Origin of the sequence: Shewanella sp. MM_2022_3 (assembly GCF_022557375.1) — a bacterium.
GTDB lineage: Bacteria > Pseudomonadota > Gammaproteobacteria > Enterobacterales > Shewanellaceae > Shewanella > Shewanella xiamenensis.
Genome location: NZ_JAKZGV010000001.1, coordinates 163,065 through 187,861, shown reverse-complemented (window position 1 = coordinate 187,861; position 24,797 = coordinate 163,065). Strand labels below are relative to the sequence as shown.

General features: G+C 47.0%; 23 protein-coding genes. All 23 read left to right on the top strand.

All coding sequences use genetic code 11. From position 1 onward, the window contains the following. The first annotated feature begins 77 nt into the window (after nt 1-77). The 23 genes from MMG82_RS00805 (at nt 78) to MMG82_RS00695 (ending at nt 24,693) form a co-directional block, all read left to right on the top strand. Entirely contained in the window at nt 78-1,322 is a 1,245-nt protein-coding gene (locus tag MMG82_RS00805) for a malic enzyme-like NAD(P)-binding protein (RefSeq protein WP_069454188.1), read from the top strand. Nucleotides 1,323-1,537: 215 nt separating this feature from the next. Next, on the top strand, nt 1,538-3,448 hold the full coding sequence (gene csrD / locus MMG82_RS00800) for an RNase E specificity factor CsrD (RefSeq protein WP_241406264.1): 1,911 nt from the start codon (nt 1,538-1,540) through the stop codon (nt 3,446-3,448). A gap of 238 nt (nt 3,449-3,686) precedes the next feature. Then, a complete protein-coding gene (locus tag MMG82_RS00795; protein WP_037428193.1) occupies nt 3,687-4,565 on the top strand; it encodes a hypothetical protein in 879 nt (292 codons plus the stop codon). Then, a complete protein-coding gene (locus tag MMG82_RS00790) occupies nt 4,562-5,164 on the top strand; it encodes a PilN domain-containing protein (RefSeq protein ID WP_037422409.1) in 603 nt (200 codons plus the stop codon). The genes MMG82_RS00795 and MMG82_RS00790 overlap by 4 nt, the downstream gene beginning before the upstream one ends. Further along, nucleotides 5,161-5,811 carry an MSHA biogenesis protein MshJ gene (locus MMG82_RS00785; protein WP_140907714.1) on the top strand — a complete coding sequence of 217 codons (651 nt, stop codon included), beginning with the start codon at nt 5,161-5,163 and terminating at the stop codon, nt 5,809-5,811. The genes MMG82_RS00790 and MMG82_RS00785 overlap by 4 nt, the downstream gene beginning before the upstream one ends. Beyond that, nucleotides 5,798-6,115 carry an MSHA biogenesis protein MshK gene (locus tag MMG82_RS00780; protein ID WP_055648039.1) on the top strand — a complete coding sequence of 106 codons (318 nt, stop codon included), beginning with the start codon at nt 5,798-5,800 and terminating at the stop codon, nt 6,113-6,115. The genes MMG82_RS00785 and MMG82_RS00780 overlap by 14 nt, the downstream gene beginning before the upstream one ends. A gap of 14 nt (nt 6,116-6,129) precedes the next feature. Beyond that, complete coding sequence (gene mshL, locus MMG82_RS00775) at nt 6,130-7,809, top strand: pilus (MSHA type) biogenesis protein MshL (protein WP_188871778.1); 1,680 nt, start codon at nt 6,130-6,132, stop codon at nt 7,807-7,809. Between the two features lie 6 nt (nt 7,810-7,815). After that, a complete protein-coding gene (locus tag MMG82_RS00770; protein ID WP_241406263.1) occupies nt 7,816-8,745 on the top strand; it encodes an AAA family ATPase in 930 nt (309 codons plus the stop codon). Beyond that, the gene (locus tag MMG82_RS00765; protein ID WP_241406262.1) at nt 8,742-10,025 is read left to right on the top strand and encodes a tetratricopeptide repeat protein; all 1,284 of its coding nucleotides are present in this window, start codon (nt 8,742-8,744) and stop codon (nt 10,023-10,025) included. Before MMG82_RS00770 ends, MMG82_RS00765 begins: the two co-directional genes overlap by 4 nt. Further along, on the top strand, nt 10,022-11,782 hold the full coding sequence (locus MMG82_RS00760) for a GspE/PulE family protein (RefSeq protein WP_037422422.1): 1,761 nt from the start codon (nt 10,022-10,024) through the stop codon (nt 11,780-11,782). Before MMG82_RS00765 ends, MMG82_RS00760 begins: the two co-directional genes overlap by 4 nt. Nucleotides 11,783-11,784: 2 nt before the next feature. Further along, nucleotides 11,785-13,005, top strand: coding sequence for a type II secretion system F family protein (locus MMG82_RS00755; protein ID WP_037428181.1), 1,221 nt, complete (start codon nt 11,785-11,787; stop codon nt 13,003-13,005). Between the two features lie 38 nt (nt 13,006-13,043). Further along, nucleotides 13,044-13,541, top strand: a complete 498-nt coding sequence (locus tag MMG82_RS00750; RefSeq protein WP_172589024.1) for an MSHA biogenesis protein MshF — start codon at nt 13,044-13,046, stop codon at nt 13,539-13,541. Nucleotides 13,542-13,616: 75 nt separating this feature from the next. Continuing rightward, a complete protein-coding gene (locus MMG82_RS00745) occupies nt 13,617-14,234 on the top strand; it encodes a prepilin-type N-terminal cleavage/methylation domain-containing protein (RefSeq protein ID WP_023266932.1) in 618 nt (205 codons plus the stop codon). A gap of 70 nt (nt 14,235-14,304) precedes the next feature. Further along, the gene (locus MMG82_RS00740) at nt 14,305-14,820 is read left to right on the top strand and encodes a type II secretion system protein (RefSeq protein ID WP_241406261.1); all 516 of its coding nucleotides are present in this window, start codon (nt 14,305-14,307) and stop codon (nt 14,818-14,820) included. 250 nt (nt 14,821-15,070) lie between these two features. Next, complete coding sequence (locus MMG82_RS00735; RefSeq protein WP_241406260.1) at nt 15,071-15,559, top strand: prepilin-type N-terminal cleavage/methylation domain-containing protein; 489 nt, start codon at nt 15,071-15,073, stop codon at nt 15,557-15,559. Further along, nucleotides 15,549-16,103, top strand: a complete 555-nt coding sequence (locus MMG82_RS00730; protein ID WP_241406259.1) for a prepilin-type N-terminal cleavage/methylation domain-containing protein — start codon at nt 15,549-15,551, stop codon at nt 16,101-16,103. Before MMG82_RS00735 ends, MMG82_RS00730 begins: the two co-directional genes overlap by 11 nt. Further along, nucleotides 16,103-16,951, top strand: a complete 849-nt coding sequence (locus tag MMG82_RS00725) for a type II secretion system protein (protein WP_172589617.1) — start codon at nt 16,103-16,105, stop codon at nt 16,949-16,951. The genes MMG82_RS00730 and MMG82_RS00725 overlap by 1 nt, the downstream gene beginning before the upstream one ends. Beyond that, complete coding sequence (locus MMG82_RS00720) at nt 16,941-17,396, top strand: MSHA biogenesis protein MshP (protein WP_144344825.1); 456 nt, start codon at nt 16,941-16,943, stop codon at nt 17,394-17,396. The genes MMG82_RS00725 and MMG82_RS00720 overlap by 11 nt, the downstream gene beginning before the upstream one ends. Continuing rightward, on the top strand, nt 17,389-21,156 hold the full coding sequence (locus MMG82_RS00715) for a DUF6701 domain-containing protein (protein WP_144344826.1): 3,768 nt from the start codon (nt 17,389-17,391) through the stop codon (nt 21,154-21,156). Before MMG82_RS00720 ends, MMG82_RS00715 begins: the two co-directional genes overlap by 8 nt. Before the next feature lie 339 nt (nt 21,157-21,495). After that, nucleotides 21,496-22,545, top strand: a complete 1,050-nt coding sequence (locus MMG82_RS00710; RefSeq protein ID WP_007651015.1) for a rod shape-determining protein — start codon at nt 21,496-21,498, stop codon at nt 22,543-22,545. Nucleotides 22,546-22,589: 44 nt separating this feature from the next. After that, nucleotides 22,590-23,618, top strand: coding sequence for a rod shape-determining protein MreC (gene mreC / locus MMG82_RS00705; RefSeq protein ID WP_037422442.1), 1,029 nt, complete (start codon nt 22,590-22,592; stop codon nt 23,616-23,618). Beyond that, nucleotides 23,618-24,106 (top strand): rod shape-determining protein MreD, encoded by a 489-nt coding sequence (mreD, locus tag MMG82_RS00700; protein WP_037422445.1) that lies wholly within the window; start codon nt 23,618-23,620, stop codon nt 24,104-24,106. Before mreC ends, mreD begins: the two co-directional genes overlap by 1 nt. 2 nt (nt 24,107-24,108) lie before the next feature. Further along, nucleotides 24,109-24,693 carry a nucleoside triphosphate pyrophosphatase gene (locus tag MMG82_RS00695; protein WP_037422448.1) on the top strand — a complete coding sequence of 195 codons (585 nt, stop codon included), beginning with the start codon at nt 24,109-24,111 and terminating at the stop codon, nt 24,691-24,693. Nucleotides 24,694-24,797 lie beyond the last annotated feature (104 nt).

The following is a 24,797-nucleotide window of genomic DNA, read 5'->3' as shown; positions in this document are numbered from 1 at the left end:
TCACCCATAAATGAGGTGATCTTGAGTCGGTCGGCCTTACTTCCATACTTATAAATGTCGCATTTCAGGATGTTAAAATGTCAGATATTCGTCAACAAGCACTCGATTATCATGAATTCCCCGTTCCCGGTAAAACTGCAGTATGCCTCACTAAACCTGCTGAAACGAGCCATGACCTCGCGCTAGCCTATAGCCCTGGTGTGGCTGAACCAGTACGTGAAATTGCCGCTAATCCTGAAAATGCATATCGTTATACCAACAAAGGTAACACTGTTGCCGTTATTTCTAACGGTACGGCGATTCTGGGCCTAGGTAACTTAGGTCCATTGGCTTCAAAGCCAGTTATGGAAGGTAAGGCACTATTATTCAAACACTTTGCTAATATCGACTCGACCGATATTGAAGTAACGCATAACACTGCTGAAGAGTTTATTAATACAGTTGCGGCCATTGCTGGCACCTTTGGTGGGATTAACCTCGAAGACATCAAAGCGCCGGAGTGCTTTGTTATCGAGCGCGAATTGATTGAGCGTTGTAATGTGCCAGTGTTTCACGATGACCAGCATGGCACAGCCATTGTTACCGCAGCTGGCATGATTAACGCTTTAGATATTCAAGGTAAACTGATTAGCGATGCCACTTTTGTGTGTATGGGTGCTGGTGCGGCTGCCATTGCCTGTATGACCATGTTAGTGAAGTGTGGTGCTAACCGCGCCAACATTTACATGCTTGACACCAAAGGCGTGATCCATGCGGGTCGTACTGATCTGAATGAATACAAAGCCTTGTTTGCGAATGAGACTGACAAGCGTACCTTGCAAGATGTGATTAAAGGCGCTGACGTTTTCTTAGGGCTATCCGGCCCAAATGTGATTGGTGCTGAAGAAGTGGCCATGATGGCGGATAAGCCAGTGATTTTTGCCTGCTCAAACCCAGACCCTGAAATAAAACCTGAACTTGCCCACGCGACGCGCAGCGATTTAATTATGGGCACTGGTCGCAGCGATTATCCAAACCAAGTGAACAACGTGCTGTGTTTTCCGTTTATTTTCCGCGGCGCATTAGATGTGCGTGCATCGTGCATTAACGATGAGATGAAGATTGCGGCTGTGCATGCCATTGCCGGATTAGCGAAAGAAGAAGTCCCAGCAAGTGTACTTAAGGCTTATCCAAAGGTAAGTTCATTAAGTTTTGGTCCTGAATATGTGTTACCAAAACCGATGGATCCACGTTTATTACCGCGCGTGGCCCGCGCCGTGGCGCAAGCGGCCATTGATTCGGGTGTTGCTGCAATAACGACTTTGCCCCAATATGCGGATTAAGCGACAACAGAATTAATAGAAGAAGAGGCTAATTAGCCTCTTTTTTGTTTTAACGTTGGCTGAAATCTCTGCTATTGGCGCGATTTTCAATGTCTTTGAAAATAAATCCTAGGTTGCCTTTTAGCTTATGCTACTGAATAATCTTGAGTAGCATTTGTTTAACTCATGTTAAGAGTGCACCAATAATTATAATAATCCTGCAGGATAGCGGCTCGATGAAATTCACTCGAATGTTAACAACAAAACTAACCAGCTTCTGGTTAATGTCTTTAGCCGCTATTGCCTTCGTGTTTTTACTCAGCGCAATGATGAGTTTTGTACAATTAACCTATAAGTTTCAGCAGCAGAAAGTGTCTGAACTTGAATCCCTTCTAATAGAGCATTATCACTCCCAGCCCGATTGGGAGTTGGAGTCTTGGCTGCCTCCCATGTTGCTGGCGTATAACGCCGTTGAATTTCGTTTAACCATGAAGAGCGAAGTGCTTTTCGCCTATCACGGCAATGTGCAGACGCAAAATGCCATGGTGTATACCCATTTGCTCGATCCTCAGTCGGGTCTCACAATGGCTCTGAGCTTGCCACAACCTTTCGAACATTACAGTGTGAGTTGGTATGAGTTGCTTATCTTGGGCATTGGTTTGCTAGCTGTGATTGCTTTGGTTCGTTTCGGACATATATGGTTTTCGCAGCAGTTGGATGGTATTGAGGAACTTGCTCAGCGCAGTCGATTAATTTTACAAGGTAAACATGAACAAGCGCTGGCAACCCCTGGTAATGGTAAGCCAAGGCTAATCAATAGAGCCTTAACCAAACTGCTTGAGGAATTGCAGGATGCCCATAAGGAACGAGGTCGTTTCGATAAGTTTATTCGCTCCAATACCTTTTTAGATGCGCAAACCCGTATTGGTAATCGGTTGTTTTTAAATAACCGCCTCGATGCCATGAGCCATGACCAAGGTATGGTCGCTCATGGGGTGATTTATCTGTTAGAAATGGATGAACTCGATTTGATACAGCAGGCAAAGGGTGAAGCTGCTGTTAAAGAGTTACTCCATGCGACGGTCAATAGTATTAACTCTATCTTGCAAACCTTGCCGAACAGTATTTTTGCGCGGCGTAACCATAATCAATTTGCGATAGTTGTGCCCCACGTCTCTTTGATTGAGGCAGATCAGCTCGCCAGTAAGTTACTTAAAGTCTGCTTGAGTCAAACCTTGCCCGATGATGTGGACAATAGAGATAACTTTTACCACTTGGGCTGTGCTTATTTTACCGCCGGGGATAATGTTAATCAGCTGCTTGATGAGGCCGATATGGCGTTACGTGCTGCTCAATTACAAGGTAATAGTAATTGGTTTATGTACGATAAGGGCGCGATTGATGAGGAGTTTGCCAAAGGTTCAGTGCGTTGGCGCAGCTTCTTAGAGAATGCCTTAGTTCAGCGGCGTTTTTATCCCTTTAGTCAGCCCATTATGGATTTAGATGGGGGAGAGCACCATAAAGAGATCTTTACCCGGGCGCGCGATAATCAAGGGACATTAGTGCGGGCGACGTTGTTTATCCCCATGGCAAACAAATGTGGTTTGATGCCACAAATTGAACGGCAGATGATTGAGCGTGTATTGGGGTTGCTCGGCCAAGAGCAGCATAAAGATCAAATCTATAGTGTGAATCTTAGCTTAGATAGTTTGATGAGCCGGGCCTTTACCCAGTGGCTTAAAACGACCTTACTTGAGCATCGCCATCTGACACCTCAACTGATTTTTGAGGTGTCAGAGGATATAGTGATCCAGCATCAAGACAAGCTTCAGCCTAAACTCGATATGATCCGTAAGATGGGAGCTCGTCTGTGTGTCGACCATGTTGGACAACAGGTTGTTGGCACTTACTATATCCGAGAGTGCCATTTCGACATGATTAAACTGCACCGTTCTATCGTACGTCATATTCATTTACGCCCTGAAAATCAATTGTTTATTCGTAGTTTAATCGGTGGTTTGTACCGTACTGAAGTGCAAGTGTGTGCGGAGGGGGTTGAAGTGTTTGAAGAATGGCAAACTTTGCAAATTCTCGGGGTGGGGATGGCCCAGGGCATGTATTTTAGCGATCCAGCAGAGGTGTTATAAGTCGTATTGTTTTCCCCGAGTGATGTGATCCTCGTGGAAGAATAGGGCTGGGTTGTTGAATTTCTCTATAAAATTCACAGATTAGCGGATAAACTAGCCTGTGCCAAAATTATGACGCTGGATATGACGAATTTCGCATTCTAAATGCTGTGAGCTTATCTCCGTCTGGTGGTGTAGAAATAGCGCAATTCGCTGGCTTATCACTCAAGCTTAACTTTATCGGAAGACAGGCATTTTTATGGATAAAGGACTTTTTGCTCGGTTGGCCTTTTGGCGAGCCAAACAGACGGGTGTTGCACTGGGGGTGTATGTCTGTGCTGATAAGCTGTGGGTCTATGCACCTGCCACCGAACGTCTGCATGAGCAGTGGGTTTCTTTTGAATTACAACAAGATCAATGGCAAAGTGTCTTTGCTGAACTTGCCAGCACTTTCCCCCATGCCGCTTTACAGATCACTCTTAGTAGTGGTCGCTATCAATTGCTCGTCGCCGATAAACCGAATGTCGATAGTGAAGAATTATCTCAAGCTTTGATTTGGTCTATCAAAGATATGGTCAATATTCCTGTGCCGCAAATTCACTTGGATTATTTTGAGTCCCCTTTGCCAAGCAATAAACTCAATGTTGTCGTGGTTGATAAAGATAAATTGATCAATATGGTTCAAGCCATCAGTGAGCAAGGTTTGACTGTTTTAGGGATTAGCATCGAAGAACTCGCGATGACCAACCTGTTTATCGATGATAATCAGGCAAGATTGGTCGTTAGCCATCATTCTGGGCAGGAGTTGTTACTGACGGTGGTAAAACAGGGGCTGTTATATATGCAGCGCCGTGTACGCGGTTTTAGCCAATTAGATAAGGCTGAAGTGGATGAACTAAACTATGGATTGGCAGATAACTTAAGCCTAGAAATTCAAAGATCTATGGATTATTTTGAGAGTCAACTGCGCCAGCCTCCAGTTAACTCCATTGAGTTATTTGCCGACGGTGCGGTCGATGCCTTAGCGAAGTTGGTGTCGGCCAACTTTAATCAAGCTGTAAACGTGGTTAATAAGACCTCCGTTGGCGCGAAAATGGCGGGATTGGCCTTTAGTGAGCTTTCACGAGGTGACGAGTGATAAAATCGAGAGTCAACCTATATTCTGCCGCCCTATTGCCGCCAAAGCAGAGCTTAACCTTCGCTAAATTAATCAGTTATACCGTAGGCTTGTTAGTTGTCTGCGGTGCAGTCGCCGGTTTTAGCTATTGGACATTAAATGAGTCTGTGCAGGCGCTAAGCCAAGCGTCAGCGCAAAAACAGCAATTTGACCAGCAAAAGGCGGAGTTTGAAGCACAAATCGCCGCCCGTAAACCCGATCCTGAGTTAGTCGCGCGCGTCGAGTTAGAGTCACAGCAGCTCGAGCTAAAGCAATTATTAATGAATGAGCTGGCACTGCGTTCCTCCCTCACCAGCCGAGGTTTTGCACCTGTATTGAAGGATTTGGCTATGGTGGCCGATGCGAGTGTTTGGCTTAACCATATTGTGATTAACGAGCAGCACTTTATGTTTGAAGGATTTGCTGATCATCCACAGAGTATCCCGCTTTGGGTGAGTAAGCTAAAAGCGACCCAGACCTTAAAAGGGCAGGCTTTTTCGTCTATGACTATGGATCGCGGTGAGGATAAACCGCTGGCTTTCACGCTGACGAGTGAGACCCCAGAGGAGCAGGCGCGATGAAAGCCCAATTTGAACAATTAGCGCAAAAGTTTGATGCTCTCAGCCAACGCGAGCGTGGGCTAATCGCCATTGCCCTGTTAGCACTGATCGCTATGTTGGCTTATATGCCTATTGAGTCGCTTTGGAAACAACAGCATTCGACGGCGCAGCAGTTAAAGGTCATAGAGCAAGAAAATCAGGTTTCGGTGCAACAGATTGATTTATATCAGCAGCGATTAGCACTAGATCCCAATCAGGACTATCGCCAGCGTTTAACCTTGCTACAGCAACAAAACCAACAGCTTGATACTCAGCTTAACGAGCAGATGGTCGATATGGTGCCCGCCGATTATATGCCTGAACTATTGGGTAATCTGCTTGGGCAGGTTCAGGGAATTACCTTACAGAAGTTTACCTCTATCGCGCCCGTACCACTGCTTGCGGTGGGTGAAGAGAAAAAGTTGAATTTGTATAGCCATGGGATCCGCATGAGCTTAGAAGGTGATTATTTCTCGGTATTGCGTTTTGTTGAAGCAGTAGAAGCCATGCCCGACAAACTTTACTGGAAACGCCTCGACTATAAAGTGGCTGATTACCCCAAAGGGAAAATCGATATCGAGCTTTATACCTTGAGTATTAATAAGGACTTTATCAGTGTTGCTCAATAAGCCTTATATTTTCATCGCATTACTGGTTATTTCGGCACAAGTGTCGGCTGAAAACTTACGGGACCCTACTTTGCCCGGTAAAGGCTATTCGGCTGTAGGCGCTGCGAGTCAAAATCAGCATCAAGCCTTAGTGCTCAACAGTATTGTCAGCTCAGGCAACACGGCTTACGCCGTGATTAATAATAAAATTGTGTCCGTAGGTGATAGCATCCAAGGGGTCAAAGTCGTGCGTATTACCCCCTCGTCAGTATCACTTTCTGACGGACGGAAATTAGCATTATTTCAAGCAATAACAGAGAGATAGGGAATAAGACTCAGATGACCGCCATTAAATACTTCACACCTCTACTCTCACTTTGCCTTATGGCTTGCCAAACCACAGATAGACCGCAGCCTATGGCATCAAAAGAGGCTCTTTCTGCGTCGATGCAGGCCGCGAAGCAGTCAACGCCACCTCCGCCAGCCGTTATGCCAGACGCGGTGCAGCGTGAACTGAATACTAATACCTTAATGGGCAGTTTAGCTGCGCCCATGGAAACTGAACGTCGTATTGATGTTTCTGCCCATGATGTCGATGCGAGGGTGTTTTTTCCGAGCCTCGTTCAGGGCACCCCCTTTAGTGTGGCGGTGCATCCCGATGTGCAGGGCACGATTTCATTGTCGCTAAAAGGCGTGACATTGAGCGAAGCCATTCAAGTGGTTGAAGATATTTATGGCTATGAGGTCAGCCGTGAAGGACGTATTTTGCGAGTATTCCCTGCGGGGATGCGTACTGAGACTTTTCCGGTCAATTACTTATACATGGTACGCGATGGCCTGTCGTTAACCTCGGTGAGTTCGGGTCGAATTTCCGATAACAGCAACTCGAATAACAATAACGGCAATAATAACTCGAATAACGGTAACGTTAGTGGCAATAACAATTCGAGCAACGGTAATAATGCCAACAATAACAGCAGCGATAGCAGCAATGGCACCTTTATCCGTTCGCACACTAAGACCGATTTTTGGGGCGAGTTAAAAGAAACCTTAACCGCCATTGTGGGTGACACGGGCGGCGGTCGCCAAGTGGTCGTCACTCCACAGGCGGGATTAGTGACGATTCGTGCCTATCCGAATGAATTACGTCAAGTGCGTGCTTTTTTAAGTTCGGCAGAGACACATTTACAACGCCAAGTGATCCTTGAGGCAAAGATCCTCGAGGTGACTCTGTCTGATGGTTATCAGCAGGGGATTCAATGGCAAGCGCTTGGCTCAGCGTTAGCAGGGGGAAATACTCAGGTAGAAGTAGGTACGTCTGCTGGTCCAGGTTTGAGTGATCAAATTAGCTCAACGCTGGGTGGCGTAACGACGATTAGTTTCAAGGGTGCGGATTTTGCGGGGATGATTAACCTGCTCGATACCCAAGGTGATGTGGATGTATTATCCAGCCCAAGGGTGACGGCATCGAATAACCAAAAAGCGGTAATTAAAGTCGGTACCGATGAGTATTTTGTTACCGATGTTTCATCAACTACTGTGGCTGGCACTACGCCTATTACGACACCTCAAGTTCAATTAACTCCCTTTTTCTCGGGGATTGCGTTGGATGTAACTCCGCAAATCGATAAAGACGGCAACGTATTACTGCATGTTCATCCATCGGTGATCGATGTCAAAGAGCAGGAAAAAGGCATTGTAATCAATGACCAACCTTTAAAGTTACCCTTGGCGCAAAGTGAAATTCGCGAATCAGATACTGTGATCCGCGCGGCTTCTGGCGATGTTGTCGTCATTGGTGGTTTGATGAAGAGTGAAAACTCAGAAGTGGTATCGCAAGTACCGTTGCTTGGGGATATTCCTTGGGTGGGTGAACTGTTTAAAAACCGCAGTAAGCAGAAGAAGAAAACCGAGCTGATTATTATGTTAAAGCCGACCGTGGTGGGCGGGGATACGTGGAAAAACGAGTTAGAGCGTTCTAAGACCTTACTCGACCGTTGGTATCCAGAAAATAAGTAAGCTTTCATGTATTTGAAGCACTTTGGACTCAGCCAAACGCCATTTTCGTTAACCCCTAATACCGGATTTTTTTTCGGGTTATCCCCGCACGTAGAGGCGCTGCAAGTATTGCAGACTGCCCTACAAACCGGGGAGGGTTTTATCAAAGTCACAGGCGAAGTGGGCACGGGCAAAACCTTAATCTGCCGTAAGTTGATTAATGAGCTGCCGCAGGGCTTTCATTGTGCGTATCTACCCAATCCTTATCTCACCCCCGCCGAGCTGCGCTGGGCGGTGGCCAATGAACTTGGATTAAAATACACCAGCGAAATCGATCAGCAGCAACTCACTGGACTTATTCAGCAACAATTACTCGCCCTGAGCGCCCATGGTCACGCCATTGTATTAGTGCTGGACGAAGCGCAGGCCTTGCCCGATGAGAGCCTCGAAGCGTTGCGGCTGTTTACCAATCTTGAAACCGAAAGCCGTAAGCTGTTGCAAGTGGTGCTCTTTGGTCAGCCCGAGTTGGATGAGCGATTGAAGCGCCAAGCCTTTAGACAACTGCGGCAGCGCATCACCTTTAGTTACAGTCTGCGGCCGTTAACTTGGGATGAAACCGATGCCTACATTCGTTACCGCTTAGCGGTGGCAGGCTATGCGGGGCAAGCATTATTTAGCCCTAAACTGACGCGTAAAATCGCCGAGGCATCACGAGGCATTCCGAGATTGATCAATATTTTAGCCCATAAAGCCCTGATGCTCAGTTTTGGCGAAGGGGCAACTCAGGTGCGCATGACCCACATTAAGGGCGCGATACAGGATACCGAAGATGCCAGTCGCGGTTCGCAAAACTGGCCGACCTATATGGCGATCGCGCTGATAGTATGTGCAGCGGCGATTGGGGCATTGCTGGCATCTGGCGTTAACCTGCAACAGTTGTGGGGAGGCTCCGCATGAGCGTGATCAACAAGATGCTGCAGGATCTCGATAAACGCCAGCAGGGGCATTCTCTCAGCAATGTGGCTGTGCATCAGGCCCAGTTTCTGGGGCGTCCAAATACATCACGTAAATGGTTAGTCATCAGCTTAGTGTCACTGTTTGTAGGTGGTGTGTCGGTTTATGCCTTTCAGGCCATGTACGACTCAAGGAATGCCACTGATAACAGTGTTAACACTGTGGTGAGTGTGCAAACTCCGTCGGATAACACAAACCCACAGGCAGATACGAGTTCTATGGGAGCAGAAACGGGAGCAGAAACGACTATACCAACAGAGCCAACTGCGGAGATGGTGCAAGTGAGTCCGTCGTCGACAGATACTCCAGCAAAGGATATGTCGGCGTCAGTAGAATCTGCCCCAAGTATGGCTCAATCTCCCCGTGTTAATGCGGCGCCCGTTGAGCCAACGAGTGAACCGACAACCGAATCAGTTGCGGTAAACACCTCAACCGATACGGCTAACAAAGCGGCATTAACCCAAGAGTCGGTGCAGGCACAAACTGAGCCACAACAGATTGCGGTTAAAGCAAATCAAGCGGAAGTTAACGTAAATCAGAGTGAAGTAAAAATAACCCAAACAGAGGCCAAGGCGAGTGAGCCAGTCGAGTCTGCTGCGGCTCAGCCAACAGGGCAAATGGCGGTGACGGAAGTAAAGCTTTCTCCAAGCCAGTTAGCACAAAAACAACTGGTATTGGCGAGCGATGCCGAAAAGCAAGGTCAGTTGGTTAAGGCGATGGATTACTACGCTAAAGCGCTCAAGCTTGACCCGAGCTTACACGAGTCGCGCAAACAACTGGCAGCGTTGCACTATGGTCAAGGTGAGCAGCCCCAAGCGGCCGAAGTGTTAGCGCAGGGACGATTACTTTATCCGCAAGAGTTTGAATTTGCTTTGTTATTGGCAAGGGTGCAACATGCGATGGGTGATACTGACGCAGCACTTGCCAGCCTTGCGCAAATTCCCGATAGTCATCCTTTAGCTCGGCAAAAGTGGTTAGCGCAGACGGATTTAGCCCAAAAACAGGGGCAATATCCGTTAGTTGAACAGGCTTACCGCAAGTTATTGCAGCAGGAGCCGCAGCAGGGGAAATGGTGGATGGGATTAGCCTATGCTCTTGACTCTCAAAAGCAATTTACCCAAGCCAGTCAAGCCTATCGTACAGCATTAAGCTATTCCGGTTTATCAACTCAGGCCACGGCTTTTATTGAACAACGTTTACAGCAACTAGGAGATAGCCAATGAAACCCAGATTAAAGATGCGTTTGGGCGATCTGTTAGTTCAAGAATCCATTATTACCGAAGAGCAGTTGCAGCAAGCCTTGGGCGAGCAGCGAAAGACGGGCCATAAACTTGGCCGAACCCTGATTGAGCTGCGCTCTATTACCGAAACTCAACTACTGCAATTTTTGTCGCAGCAGTTAAATCTACCGCTGCTGGATATCAGCAAACGCCCAATTCCCACCGAGGTGGTGAATCTGATCCCTGAGGTGCAAGCAAGGCGTTTTCGTGCCCTTGCGGTTGAAGATCGGGGTGATACGGTATTAGTGGCCATGAGCGATCCGGCGGATTTGCAGGCGCTCGACCATTTAGAAAGCTTAATTGCGCCGAAAAAGCTCAGTGTCGCAGTCGCACCCGAGCAGCAATTACTGCAAGCCTTCGATAATCTGTATCGCCGCACCGACCAAATCGCGCAAATCGCTGGTAAGCTTGAAGAGGAATATGCTGCAGATCAAATGTTTGATTTGGCGAGCCTGACCTCGGGCGATAGCGATAATGAAACCACAGTGGTTAAGTTGCTGCAGTCGATTTTTGAAGATGCGGTGCAAATGCGCGCCTCGGATATTCATATTGAGCCCGGCGAAAAAGCCCTGCGGATCCGCCAACGTATCGATGGCCAGTTACACGAGACCATTCTAAATGAAGTCAATATCGCAGCGGCCTTAGTACTGCGGCTTAAGCTTATGGCTGGGCTGGATATTTCTGAAAAACGTCTGCCGCAGGATGGGCGTTTCCATATGGAAATTAAGGGCCACAAGATTGACGTGCGGATGTCGACCATGCCGATTTACCACGGCGAATCTGTGGTGATGCGTCTACTCGACCAATCCGCAGGCTTGTTGACCTTAAATGAGACGGGGATGCCGCCACATATTTTGGCGCGTATTCGTAAACAGATTAAACGTCCCCACGGCATGTTGCTGGTGACAGGGCCTACGGGTAGCGGTAAAACCACCACCTTGTATGGCATCTTAAGTGAGCTCAATACTGCGGATCGTAAAATTATCACGGTAGAAGATCCGGTCGAATACCAATTGCCAAGGATCAACCAAGTTCAAGTTAACCATAAGATTGGACTCGATTTTTCGAACGTGCTGCGCACTACTTTGCGTCAAGACCCGGACATTATCATGGTCGGTGAGATGCGTGACCAAGAAACCGTTGAGATTGGTCTAAGGGGCGCACTTACGGGTCACTTTGTGTTATCCACATTGCACACTAACGATGCGGTAACCAGCGCGCTGCGTTTACTCGATATGGGCGCCGCCAGTTACTTAGTGGCGAGTGCGTTAAGGGTGATTATTGCCCAGCGTTTAGTGCGCCGCGTGTGCCATAACTGCGGGGTGGAATATCAGCCTACGGCGCAGGAAAAAGCCTGGCTGAATAGTGTGAGTCGTCAGGACTTTTCATCGGCCAAGTTCCGCATTGGCACGGGCTGCCAAAGCTGCAATGGCAGTGGTTATCGCGGCCGTATCGGTATTTTTGAGATCCTCGAGTTGGATGAAAAGATGATCGATGCGATGCGTACCGGTAATCCACAGGATTTTGCCCGTGCAGCCCTGCAAAGCCCAAATTTTACTCCACTCGCCGAGTCAGCACTGCAATATTTGAGCGAGGGCATGACGACCATTGAAGAGGTGGCTAAGCTAGTTGAGGATGTGAGTGAGTCGCAGGTGCCACTCTCGCGGGATATTATCAGTCAGCAAGGCGTTGAGGCGTAATTATGCCGGTTTATCAATACCGTGGACGCAGTGGACAAGGTCAGGCCGTAACGGGTCAGCTCGATGCTGCCTCAGAAAGTGCTGCTGCCGATATGCTGTTAGCGCGCGGCATTATTCCCTTGGAAGTCAAAGCGGCAAAGGTGACGAAGTCATTTTCACTGATACAGCTCTTTGGTAGTAAAGTCGGCTTAGATGAACTGCAAATTTTTACCCGGCAAATGTATTCGCTAACGCGCTCGGGGATCCCAATTCTGCGCGCCATTGCGGGATTATCCGAAACTGCCCACTCCCAACGGATGAAGGATGCACTGAATGATATTTCAGAGCAGTTAACTGCTGGGCGCCCGCTGTCGTCAGCTATGAATCAACATCCAGATGTGTTTGATTCTCTGTTTGTTTCTATGGTTCATGTGGGTGAAAACACTGGTAAGTTAGAGGATGCTTTTATTCAGCTCTCGGGCTATATCGAGCGTGAGCAGGAAACCCGCCGCCGGATTAAGGCCGCGATGCGTTATCCGATATTTGTATTGATTGCCATTGCGTTGGCCATGGTGATTTTAAATATCATGGTGATCCCAAAATTTGCCGAAATGTTTGCCCGTTTCGGTGCCGACTTACCTTGGGCGACTAAGGTGTTGATTGGCACATCTAACTTATTTGTTCACTACTGGCCTTTGATGTTACTGCTACTACTCGGAACTATTATTGGGATCCGTTATTGGCACCATACGGAAAAAGGTGAAAAACAATGGGATCAGTGGAAATTACATATTCCCGCCGTGGGTTCGATTATAGAGCGCTCGACTCTTTCCCGTTATTGCCGCAGTTTTTCGATGATGTTAAGTGCGGGCGTGCCGATGACGCAGGCGCTTAGCCTGGTCGCCGATGCGGTAGATAATGCGTATATGCACGACAAAATTGTCGGGATGCGCCGTGGTATAGAGTCAGGCGAATCTATGCTGAGGGTATCGAATCAAAGCAAATTGTTTACGCCACTGGTACTGCAAATGGTCGCCGTCGGTGAAGAAACCGGCCAAATTGACCAACTGTTAAATGATGCCGCCGATTTTTACGAAGGTGAGGTTGACTATGACCTTAAAAATCTTACCGCTAAGTTAGAGCCGATTTTAATCGGTATTGTGGCCGTTATTGTGTTGGTACTGGCGCTAGGTATTTACCTGCCGATGTGGGATATGCTCAATGTGGTTAAAGGCGGGAAGTAATGCCAAGTCGAGAGTTTAACTCAATTAGGGTCAAATAGATGCAGAGCCAACAGAAGGCTGAAAGCAATCTGTTACGGGTTTATGGGCGGCTCGTTAGCTTGACCTTGGTGCTGATTATTCTCGCGGTGATTGGGGTTAAATATTTTACCGCTATGCCACAACTTGCCGCCCGAAGTGTGGAGGTCGAACATAGTCGCTTCTTAAATGTGTTGGCTATGGTGCGCTCCCAGTGGCTATCCCTTGGCAAACCACAACAAATGCGACTAGATTGGGAAGTGTTTAATGAGCAAAACACTCATAATGAGCAGCAAACGCTGGTGATCATGAGCGCGCAGGGATGGCCGCAACCGACCGAACTTAGTGACCAAGGTTGCCAAGCCTTATGGTGGCAACTCATGGGGCAGGAGGCGGCGGATAACTCCCTCATTGGTAGCTATTTTCTCAAGGATAATAGCTGCCGTTATCGCTCACAAAATGGGGATAGTATTGGCTATCAACTAAACTCTGGCAGGGTCATTTTTTTGACGAACTCCTAAAATATTGTTAAGTAACGGGCTTTTATAAACTGATTTAGCTGTTAGAATGGACTTTCATCAAGTAGGGGGAAACTAATGAAGACTAAACAAAATGGTTTTTCATTGATTGAACTGGTCATAGTGATCGTCATTTTGGGTCTGTTAGCGGCAACGGCAATCCCACGTTTTTTAAACGTCACCGATGATGCTGAAGATGCCAGTGTGGACGGTGTGGCGGGTGGTTTATCTACAGCCGTGAGTTTTGTGCGTTCACAATGGGAAGTCGATGGTCGCCAAAATAGCAGTGTGATCTTAGATGGTACTTCTGTTTCACTCGACCCACGTTTTGGCTATCCAACGGGTACCTCTGGTACCGATGCAACGGCGATGACGGATGCAAGCTGTCAACAGGTATTCAATACGGTATTGCAAAGTGCGCCGCGTAATGTGCTCTATTCGCAAGATGCGCGAAATCAACGTTATACCGTACGCGTTATCGATGGTGCGGGTGGCAGTACTAATTCAATTGCGGGTACAGCAGTGAGCGGTTTGGATTTATGTGTTTATCACCAAGTGGCCTCTCTGGTGTTAAACCAAAATACAGGTGTGCCAACTCCAGCACCAGATTTATCAACCACAGGCGCTAAAGGCGTGGTTTATAATCCAGGTACAGGCAAAGTATTAAGTTTCACTCAAACACCATTTACGCCTTAATTTAATGTTTTAATTGGTTTATCTTTTAATTAGTTTTAGTTAATTGGTTCTCAAAAAAGGGTAGTTTTATATGAAAAGACAACAAGGTTTTACCTTAATCGAATTAGTCGTAGTGATCATTATCTTAGGTATTCTTGCTGTCACAGCAGCACCTAAGTTTATTAATCTGCAAGGTGATGCGCGTGCGTCTGCATTACAAGGTCTAAAAGGTGCAATTCAAGGTGCAAATAGTTTAGTGTTTTCTAAAGCGGCATTAGCTGGTAAAGAAAAGGGATCACAACCAACCTTTTCGTTGGGAGACACTGGAACAATCGCAATTCTTGATGGTTATATGCTGGCAACAAAAGCTTCATTAGAAGCTGGTATGGATATTACTTTTGACGCTAAAGCTGATCCTCAGCCTGTTACTGCAGATTGGATTATAGATCCAACAGCTGGTACACCGGGTACTGCTAAGATTTATCAACATGGCGCACCTGCAAATTGTTTTTTAACTTATACAGAAGCAAAAGCGGCTAATACTTCAGCAAATCCAGCCACCCCAGGTGAACTGCCTAAGTATGTAATTACAGATAGCGGTTGTTAATTTGAATTACTGAAGAAGGCCTGCCTAGCAGGCCTTTTTTTTAGGTCAGCTATCTATCGGAGTGTTGGCTGTAATAAAATGAATTTGTTAATTATTTCTTTTGTTTAGGTGAAATATTTGCCTTACGAATCAAGTTGGCAGAAACTGAACCTAGAACCTAGAACCTAGAACCTAGAACCTAGAACCTAGAACCTAGAACCTAGAACCTAGAACCTAGAACCTAGAACCTAGCATCACGGCAAAGCGGACAATGCGTAGATTTTCCACCGGCAGACAGTTTGGGTTTACCTTAGTCGAACTTGTGACCACTATTATCCTGATTGGGATTTTGTCGGTGACGGTATTGCCGCGCTTATTTAGCCAGTCATCCTACAGTGCCTTTAGCTTGCGTAATGAGTTTATGGCCGAGCTGCGCCAGGTTCAGCAAAAAGCCTTAAATAATACCGATAGATGTTACCGCGTAGTCGTTTCAGCGACAGGCTATCAAGTGAGTCAGTTTGCCAGTCGCGATAGCACTGGTTGTACGGGCACGCCTTTATCTCCTAACCCTTTATCCAGCCAAGCTTTTCAAGGTGGCGCGCAGTTAGCTCTTATCAGTAACAATGCCAAGAGCTTTTATCTTGATTTTGATATCAATGGTCGAGCGTCGCTTGCGTGTAATGGGCCATGTATCAATGTGATTGCCAATGACACTGTGGCGATTAATATCTCCAGCGAGGGCTATATTTATGCGAATTAACCCTCGGCTGTTTTCGATAAGTACATCAATAAAAGCATCCTCAAAAGCTAAACCACAACAAGGGTTTACTTTAATCGAATTAGTGGTCGGCATGTTAGTCATTGCCATCGCTATTGTGATGCTCAGTAGCATGTTATTTCCGCAGGCGGATCGCGCCGCCAAAACTTTACACCGAGTAAAAAGTGCCGAGCTTGCCCATTCGGTAATGAATGAGATTTGGGGCAAACGTTATGATCAAAACACCAATGCCAATGGCGGAGTGCCGGCTTGCGGGAGTCCATTAGGCAGTAGTTGCTCGGCCGTCTTAGGGCCAGAGGCGGGAGAGGGACGCAACGATTTTAACGATGTGGATGACTATCACGGCTTAACCCAACACGCCACAATGCTCAATTCCAGCCAAACTTATGCAGAGGCCTATCCCAACTATCAACTAAGTGTCACTGTCGCCTTTGGGCCAGCGTCTAATACCAAGTTAGTGACCATTAATGTCACCACGCCAGATAACGAAGTGATCACTTACAATTTGGTAAGGAGCAATTACTAATGCGCTCTTTATCAATGAAGCGTAAGCATTTATGCGCAAAGGGTTTTACCTTAGTTGAAATGGTCACTGTGATCCTGATCTTAGGCATTCTAGTGGTCGGGGTGAGTAGCTTTATTATTTTCGGCACGCGGATTTTTGTGGAGTCGAGTTCGGTCGATCAAGTGCTAAGCCAAAGCCGCTTTGCCATTGAGCGTATGACCCGCGAGCTGCGTAGCGCAGTGCCTAATAGTGTGCGACTCAATGGTAATGGCTTAACCTATCAGTGTGTTGAATTTGTCCCTATTGAGACGAGTACCACCTATTTAGCAATGCCGATTGCGCCGAGTACAGCAGCGCTAACGGGCACTGTGATTTTAGATAATCTGACCAGTAAGATTGCAGCGAACCAATATGTGTGGATTTATCCTTTAACCGATAGTGATGTGTATAACAGCGCGAGACAAAAACGCGCACAGATTAACACCGTTAGCAGCGCCGCAAACCAAGTGACCTTAACCTTTACGGCCAATACGAGGTTTGCCGAAGCCTCTCCGCGGCAGCGGATCTATTTTGCTTCAGCACCTGTGAGTTATTGCTTTGAGAAAGCCTCATCGGGCAATGAGTTAACCTTAACGCGTTATACTGGCTATGGGTTGAATGCCAGCCAGCCAACACCTTCGGATATGAGTTCGGGCGTGCTAATGGCACAGAGCGTGGCTAATGTGTTGAGTAATAACGCCGATTTACCGTTGATTTTAACGCCGTCGAGCCTAGTTAATAATGCGATGGTGCACCTACAACCACGGTTTAATGTCAACGGCGAGACATTTCAATATCGACATCAAGTGCAGGTGATTAATGTCCCTTAACTTAGTTAGCCTATCGCGCTCAGAGTATTGTCAGTCTTCGGTTCGGCGCCAAGCAGGTAGCGCCTTAGTCATCGGTATTTTTGTTATTACCGTGATGTTTCTATTGGCCGCCGCCTTAATCAACATAGTCGAAGATGCCGATAGCGGATTAACTCAAGAGGTGTGGGGAACCCGGGCTTTAGCCGCGGCGAATAGCGGTGCCGATGCCGCATTAGCGCAATTATTCCCATTGAATGCGCCTGCCAACGCTACGGCGACTTGTACCAGTGTTGCAAACTCTTGGACGCCGCCCGATGTGGTGGGCTTTCATGCCTGTAGCGTCAGTTTAAGCTGCACATCCTATGCAGTTGGCGCTGTCACTCAATATCGGATCAATAGTAAAGCGGTGTGTGAGAGTGGTGATACTCGTGTGAGCCGTCAAGTAGAGGTAGAAGCCCGTGGTTAGACTTTTGATGATATTAAACTTGGCACTACGTTTTCAAACTCATTATATGCGTGGCTTATCGTCTAATTTACTGCTTATATTTTTTATTCTTACCTCATCGCCAACTTATGCTGCAATTGATTGCAATAGTGTATTTCCTGGGCCAATACAGAGTTTTAGTAGTACCGGCGAACTCTATATGCAAAGCGGTGCGCTCATTGAAAATTATAATGTTTTAGATGTTTGCTTTAAAACGGTAAAAAATTACCATGAAATGAATGCGAATGCTTGTGGTATAGGGAGGTGTCAGATTTCGGGGACTCCCAGTTTGGCAAGGGCAGCACCCACTTTTGTCAGTAGCTCTACCTCTGCAACCAATACTGTAGCCAATTGGACAACGCCTTCTGTAGAGCTTGGAACGACAGCGGGTTATGGTCAACGATTTAATAGTAGTCGTTGGGATATAGGTACATTAACGATTAATACAGGCGGTAATGTCACCGTATCTGATGCTTATTCAACATATGTTATAAAAGATCTGACGTTTTATAATGCAGCGACCATGACCTTAAAGGCTGGTAAAACTTATATTATTGATGGCGATCTTAACCTGAATTCAGGTACGTTAAATATAGTGGGTACAGGCGATACCAAACTGTATATTAAAGGTAATTTTACCATTGCTCTCTCATCAGTTTTTAATGCGCCCACCTCTGTTGATGTATACGTAGGCAATAGGCTAGAAGTACAAAGTAACGCTCAGATTCAAGGGAGCTACTATGTCGCCGATAATGCGACGTTACTCAATAGTGCGGTATTGGTAGGTAGACTCAGTGCTAAAAACGTCACCCTAGGCAGCAATAGTAAGGTGATTTATGATGCCGGTGCACCTGTCTTACAATGCTTTAATGATACTTTTTCCCAAAGTGCATTAAGCAGTGACTGGGTCGTTTCCCGCAGTAGCGGCACTTTTACGCCATCGATTCGTAGTGGCCGTTTACGCTTAACTGAAGCTTCATCTAATCAATCCACCGCATCGACCTATCAACGATTATTCCCTGCCGCGGCAAACTTAGTGGAGATCCAGTTTGATCATTATGCCTATGGTGGCAATGGTGCCGACGGTATTGCGTTAGTGTTATCTGATGCCGCGATCACTCCCCAGCCTGGTGCCTTTGGTGGTCCCTTAGGTTATGGATTCAAGCCCGGTATTAGCGGATTTGCGGGGGGCTGGCTAGGTATTGGGATCGATGAGTTTGGCAACTTTTCCGGTGAAGGCGGGAGCATAAATCTTTCGGGACAACGGCGTCAGTCAGTTGCTGTTCGCGGTTCTGGTTCAGGCACATCCGGTTACCGTTATTTGCGTGGGACTTGTAATAATGGCACGACCAATACCAGTGGTAACTGTTTATCTCCCACGGTCGATGGCAACAATGTGTCACCAGCACATAGATATAAAATCACTATCGACTCGCAGGTATCCGGTCAGTCGATGGTGAAGATTGAACGTAATACGGGTTCGGGATTTGTCACCTTAATTCCCGCTTTTAATGCCATCGCGCAAACGGGACAAGCGGCAACACCGAGTGATTTCTTACTCTCGCTTACAGGGTCAACCGGTGGCTCGAATAACAACCATGAAATTGATAACGTTCAGATTTGTGCGTTGAAATCTAATCCTATTGGCGCGCAAATCGATCATTTTGAGTTTGACCATACGGGTCAGGGGTTAACCTGTAATCCCGAAACTGTGACAATTCGAGCCTGTGCAAACGCCAGTTGTAGCCAGCTTTTTACTGACCCTTTGACGGCGACCTTGCTACCTGAATTCGCCTCCGAAGGCGTATGGATTGGTGGTAATCAGGTGAGCTTTAGTGGGGGTACTACGCAATTACAATTACGGCGCAATACTGCTGGCATTGTGACTTTAGGTGTAAAAGGTTCGAGCCCGACAACCAAACCTTTAAGTAAAACCCTTTGCCGTATCGGAAATGGTGGCCTGAGTGAAAACAACTGTTCACTCACCTTTGCCGACAGTGGTTTTGTCTTCGATGTGCCTGATAAGCGTGCGAATCGCCCCGAGCAGGTAGTAGTTAAGGCTGTGAAAAAATCTGATGTGACTCAGCAGTGTGTTCCAAGCTTCCAAAGTCAGACTAAGACGCTGAATTTCTGGAGCAGTTATCAGACCCCAAGTGCGCCTATCTCGCCGAAAGCCGTCACGATCAACAATACGGCAATTAGTAGCTCGAGCGCCTCGCCAACGGCGCTGAGTCTGTTATTTGATACGAACGGACAAGCAAATATTGCGGTGAATTATCCCGATGCGGGTAAATTACAGCTCGATGCGCAATATATTGGTAGTGGTAATGAACAAGGTCTAGTCATGACAGGCTCCGATCAGTTTGTCAGTGTGCCGGCAGGATTATGTGTCAAAGCCGTGGATGCCAGTGCTAGCTGTCCAAGTGCGGATATGAGCTGTAATGCTTACCGTAAAGCGGGGCAGAATTTCGGTATGACAATACAAGCTATGGCTTGGGAAAAAGATGGCGATACGGATTTTTGTTCGGGCAACTTATCAACTCCTAACTTTAGCGACCAAGCCATGAAGCTTATCAGTAAAGTTGTGGCACCAAGTATCGCCAGTGGTGGCCATGATGGGGTGTTAGGCGTCACTTCCTATAGCCATACCGCGCAAACTAATAATCTCAACACCATCAGTAATCAAAGTATTAGCGAAGTTGGCGTATTTCAAATTACGGCGCAGGCGAGTCCTAATTATCTTGGCTCAGCCAGCAGTTTGAATATTCCGATTGGCTATTCAACCAATATTGGTCGCTTTGTGCCCGATAGATTTTTAGTGGGAGATGTTTCTGTCTTACCTGCCTGTGGCAGTTTTAGTTATATGGATCAACCTTTTCCTATGTCAATGAGCATCAAAGCCTTGAATATCGGCGGCGCGGTGACACAAAACTATTTCCCACCATTCTCCCTTGCGACCGCGAAATTGGTCGGAGAAAACAATAACAATGGTGTCGATTTACAGAGTCGCTTAAGTGCCTTGCCTGTAAAGGTTGATAGTTGGAGTCAGGGTGTGGCGATGGTCGATGGTACTTATCGCGCTTATTTAAACCGAGTAACCCCAAATGTGACGACGAATCTTTATCAAGACGGTCCCTTCGAGCTGCTCGATATTGGCGTGCAGTTGCTGGATAACGATCCTCGGCCAAATGGACTTTACAGCTATGTGGCCTTACCGGATATGGATGCGGCATCTTCGGGCGCTTGCACTAACTGTAATGCTAAGAAAATCACCACTCAACTCCTACGCCACGGCCGAGTGGTGATGGATAACACCTATGGCCCAGAGACTGAAATCCTTAAAATGCCGACAAGAGCTGAGTATTGGAATGGCACTAGTTGGGTAATAAATGGAAATGATAGCTGCACCATTGCCACTTATGGTTTAGGTTCGCAGGTGGATAATGCAGGCCTTGGCTACAATTTTGACCCGGATTTAGCCACGGGGCAGAGTATTACTCGCACTGGTGCATCTTCAGCATTTCAAGCGGGGCAATTTGATTTGCTGTGGCGAGCTCTCACCTCTAGTGGCAACTTATATCGCGGTCAAGTGACCGCGCCTTTAGACGTACCGACTTGGTTAGAATGGTATTGGAACTGGAATGGGGTGTCTCCAACCAGCTTATCCGATCCCCGTGCGAGTGCATTTTTTGGGCGTTACCGTGGTCATGACAGAATCATCTACTGGCGAGAAGTTAATTAGTGGGGTAGATCGATTTTGCTGAATTGGAATTAGTCCGTAGTGATTTATCGTTATGCGATGCGTTTTGTTGCATGAACTCAAAGCATCATGCTAAGGCTAAAATGCAAGATACAGGTTTTACGCATGTTGCCAGCTTGTATTAAATGGGGTTTTGGGTTGTTTGATTTTTGTTCAATAAGGCGCGTTTATCGATTAAATAGTGTTTTTGAGTGGTCTATTTGAAAAAAAATCACTCCATTAGCGATTGTTAACCTCAACGGTCTTGTGGAATCAGGGTGGCATTGATAAAGTTAGCTGATTTTTCTTTTCTTCTGACTCCACAGAATACAGGCTAGTTACATGTTCAAGAAGCTGCGTGGCATTTTTTCTAATGATCTATCGATCGATTTGGGTACAGCTAACACCTTAATTTATGTTCGTGATGAAGGCATCGTCCTCAATGAGCCTTCAGTTGTTGCTATACGTGGCGAGCGTAACAGCTCTGGTCAGAAATCTGTAGCGGCTGTAGGTACAGAAGCTAAACAGATGTTAGGCCGTACTCCTGGCAATATTCAAGCAATCCGTCCAATGAAAGACGGTGTGATTGCAGACTTTTATGTGACAGAGAAAATGTTGCAGCACTTTATTAAGCAAGTGCATAACAACAGCTTTTTTCGCCCAAGCCCACGTGTTTTAGTCTGTGTTCCCGTTGGCGCAACGCAAGTTGAACGCCGTGCAATCCGCGAGTCAGCCATGGGCGCGGGTGCCCGTGAAGTGTATTTGATTGAAGAACCAATGGCCGCGGCTATCGGTGCTGGTTTACCTGTGTCTGAAGCCACTGGTTCAATGGTTGTTGATATCGGTGGTGGTACCACTGAAGTTGCCATTATCTCCTTGAATGGTGTGGTATATTCTTCTTCTGTGCGTATTGGCGGTGACAAGTTTGATGATGCCATCATCAATTATGTTCGCCGTAATTACGGTAGTTTGATTGGTGAAGCGACCGCTGAGCGTATCAAACACACTATCGGTACTGCTTATCCAGGTGATGAAGTATTAGAGATTGAAGTCCGTGGTCGTAATTTGGCCGAAGGTGTACCTCGTAGCTTTACGCTCAACAGCAACGAAATTTTAGAAGCGTTGCAAGAACCATTATCGGGCATTGTGAGTGCGGTTATGGTGGCACTAGAGCAATCACCACCAGAATTAGCTTCTGATATCTCTGAGCGCGGCATGGTGTTAACCGGTGGTGGCGCCTTATTGCGTGATTTAGACCGTTTATTGATGCAAGAAACGGGAATTCCAGTCATGGTGGCGGATGATCCATTGACCTGCGTAGCGCGCGGTGGTGGTAAAGCCCTTGAAATGATTGATATGCACGGCGGCGATCTGTTCTCCGAAGAAACCTAATCTAACTTCGGTATAGGGCGGCTAATCACCGCCTTAGCTTTCCTATGAAGCCAATTTTTGTTCGTGGTATTTCGAACCAGTTCCGTTTAACACTGGCAATTATCCTGTCGGTGATTTTGCTTGCGGCAAATCACCGCCTTGAGCCTGCCCGTGAATCCCTTTCATCCGCTTTAAGCCCTATTCAATACCTCGCGAGTGTCCCCAGTGCGATCCTCGATTGGTCTTCTGAGAGTTTTGCGACCCGCAATATGTTGGCGTTGCAAAATAAAGAGCTGTTAAGGCAACAATTATTAATGAGTGAACGCTTACAGCGTTTCGAGCATTTACGTCAGGAAAACGAACGCTTACGCGCCTTGCTAGGTTCGCCTGCCTATCAGGATTCTCTCAAGATGGTTGCAGAGGTCATGGAGGTTGCCAGCGATCCTTCCCATCATTATGTGGTTTTAAACCGAGGTTCCCGCAGTGGTGTCTTTGTTGGTCAGCCTGTTGTGGATGCGCAAGGTGTGGTGGGGCAAGTTGTGCAGGTCAGTGAGATGACTAGCCGAGTGTTACTACTGTCTGATGTGTCCCATGGCTTACCCGTACGGATTACCCGTAATGATGTGCGCCTTGTCGCCAACGGGACGGGGGAACTTGATGAAATTGAGTTACGCCATGTTGCCAAGAGTACCGATATTCGTGTGGGCGACCTACTGGTCACTTCTGGCTTAGGTAACCGCTTCCCTGAAGGGTATCCGGTTGCGCGGGTAGTGGAAGTCTTTACCGAAGATGGCCAAAGTTATGCGCGAGTCACGGCTCAGCCACTGGCGGCACTCGACCGTATTCGTTATCTCCTGTTAATTTGGCCATCGCCAGATTCGGGTGTGACACTGCCTAATCAAGTGCCAGTACCGGCCGCAGATCATCCTGCACAAGACGTTAAGCCTGATACCAGTAATGGAACGCCAACGACTCAAGGCGGTACTCAGGGCACAAATGTCAATGTGGTACCCAGTAATCCCAATGCAGCATCCAGTAACGCTAATGGGGCATCTAACGCTGCTACTACCCAACCGCCAGCAGAGGTGCACTAATGAGTTTACAAGCTGCTAATGGACGCATCGCGGTTTGGCTAACCCTATTTGTTGGGCTCTTAAGCCAAATTATGCCACTGCCAGTAATTGTTGAGGCCTGGCGTCCTGATTGGTTACTGATGATTTTGATCTATTGGTCCATTGCGTTGCCCCACAGATATAACATTCTGACGGCTTGGGTTATGGGCTTAGCTCTCGATATTCTCTTGGGCGCGACTTTAGGTGTTCGATCTTTGGCAATGTCGTTGGTGATTTATATTGCTATTTTACATTGTCAGCGTTTACGTAACTTCCCGAAATGGCAACAGTCGCTGGTCATAATGCTGTTAATTGCTATCTATCACCTCATTGTTTATTGGGTTGAGTTTGTGATGGATGGCGCAACATTCCACTCTGAACTGTTTTTGCCTGCACTATCGGGCCTCGTTTTTTGGCCTTGGATTTTTTGGATTTTACGTCGCATTCGACGTCATTATAAGGTTCGTTAGTTGTGAATTTAGTTTTAGCCTCGACATCGCCGCGCCGGAAAGAATTACTGACTCATATTGGATTCGGACGGGCTGATTTTACGTTTGCGCAAGTAGCACCAGATATTGACGAAACTCCGAAGACAGGAGAGTTACCACGGGATTATGTTCAGCGCCTTGCGGCTGAAAAGGCCCAGGCTGGGCTTGCATTATGCTCAGGTATGTCACAGCCTGCTGTATTAGGTTCTGATACTATCGTGGTGCTTGAAAATGAAATATTAGGTAAGCCAGTTGATGAGGCCGATGCCAAGCGGGTACTACGTGCGCTTTCTGGAAGAGCACACATTGTGATGACCGCCGTCGCCTTAGCAAGTGTCAATCATACCGCAGTGCGTTTAGTTGAAACCTTAGTGCGTTTTTGTGTGCTTTCTGATGCAGATATCGATGCCTATGTTGCCTCACAAGAGCCCATGGATAAAGCGGGCAGCTATGGGATCCAAGGATTAGGTGGCTGTTTTGTCGAGTCAATTGATGGTAGTTACTCCTGTGTTGTCGGTTTGCCATTAGTCGAAACTCGCCAACTCTTATCTGAGGCGGGCATTATCTAGTCTGCGGTATTGGTTTTCAGGCTTAAAACATACTGAGATTAATTTAATTTCCCTAATGGGGTGAGTCGTGAATACCAGTCGCTTAAATCCGAATAAAATTCAGC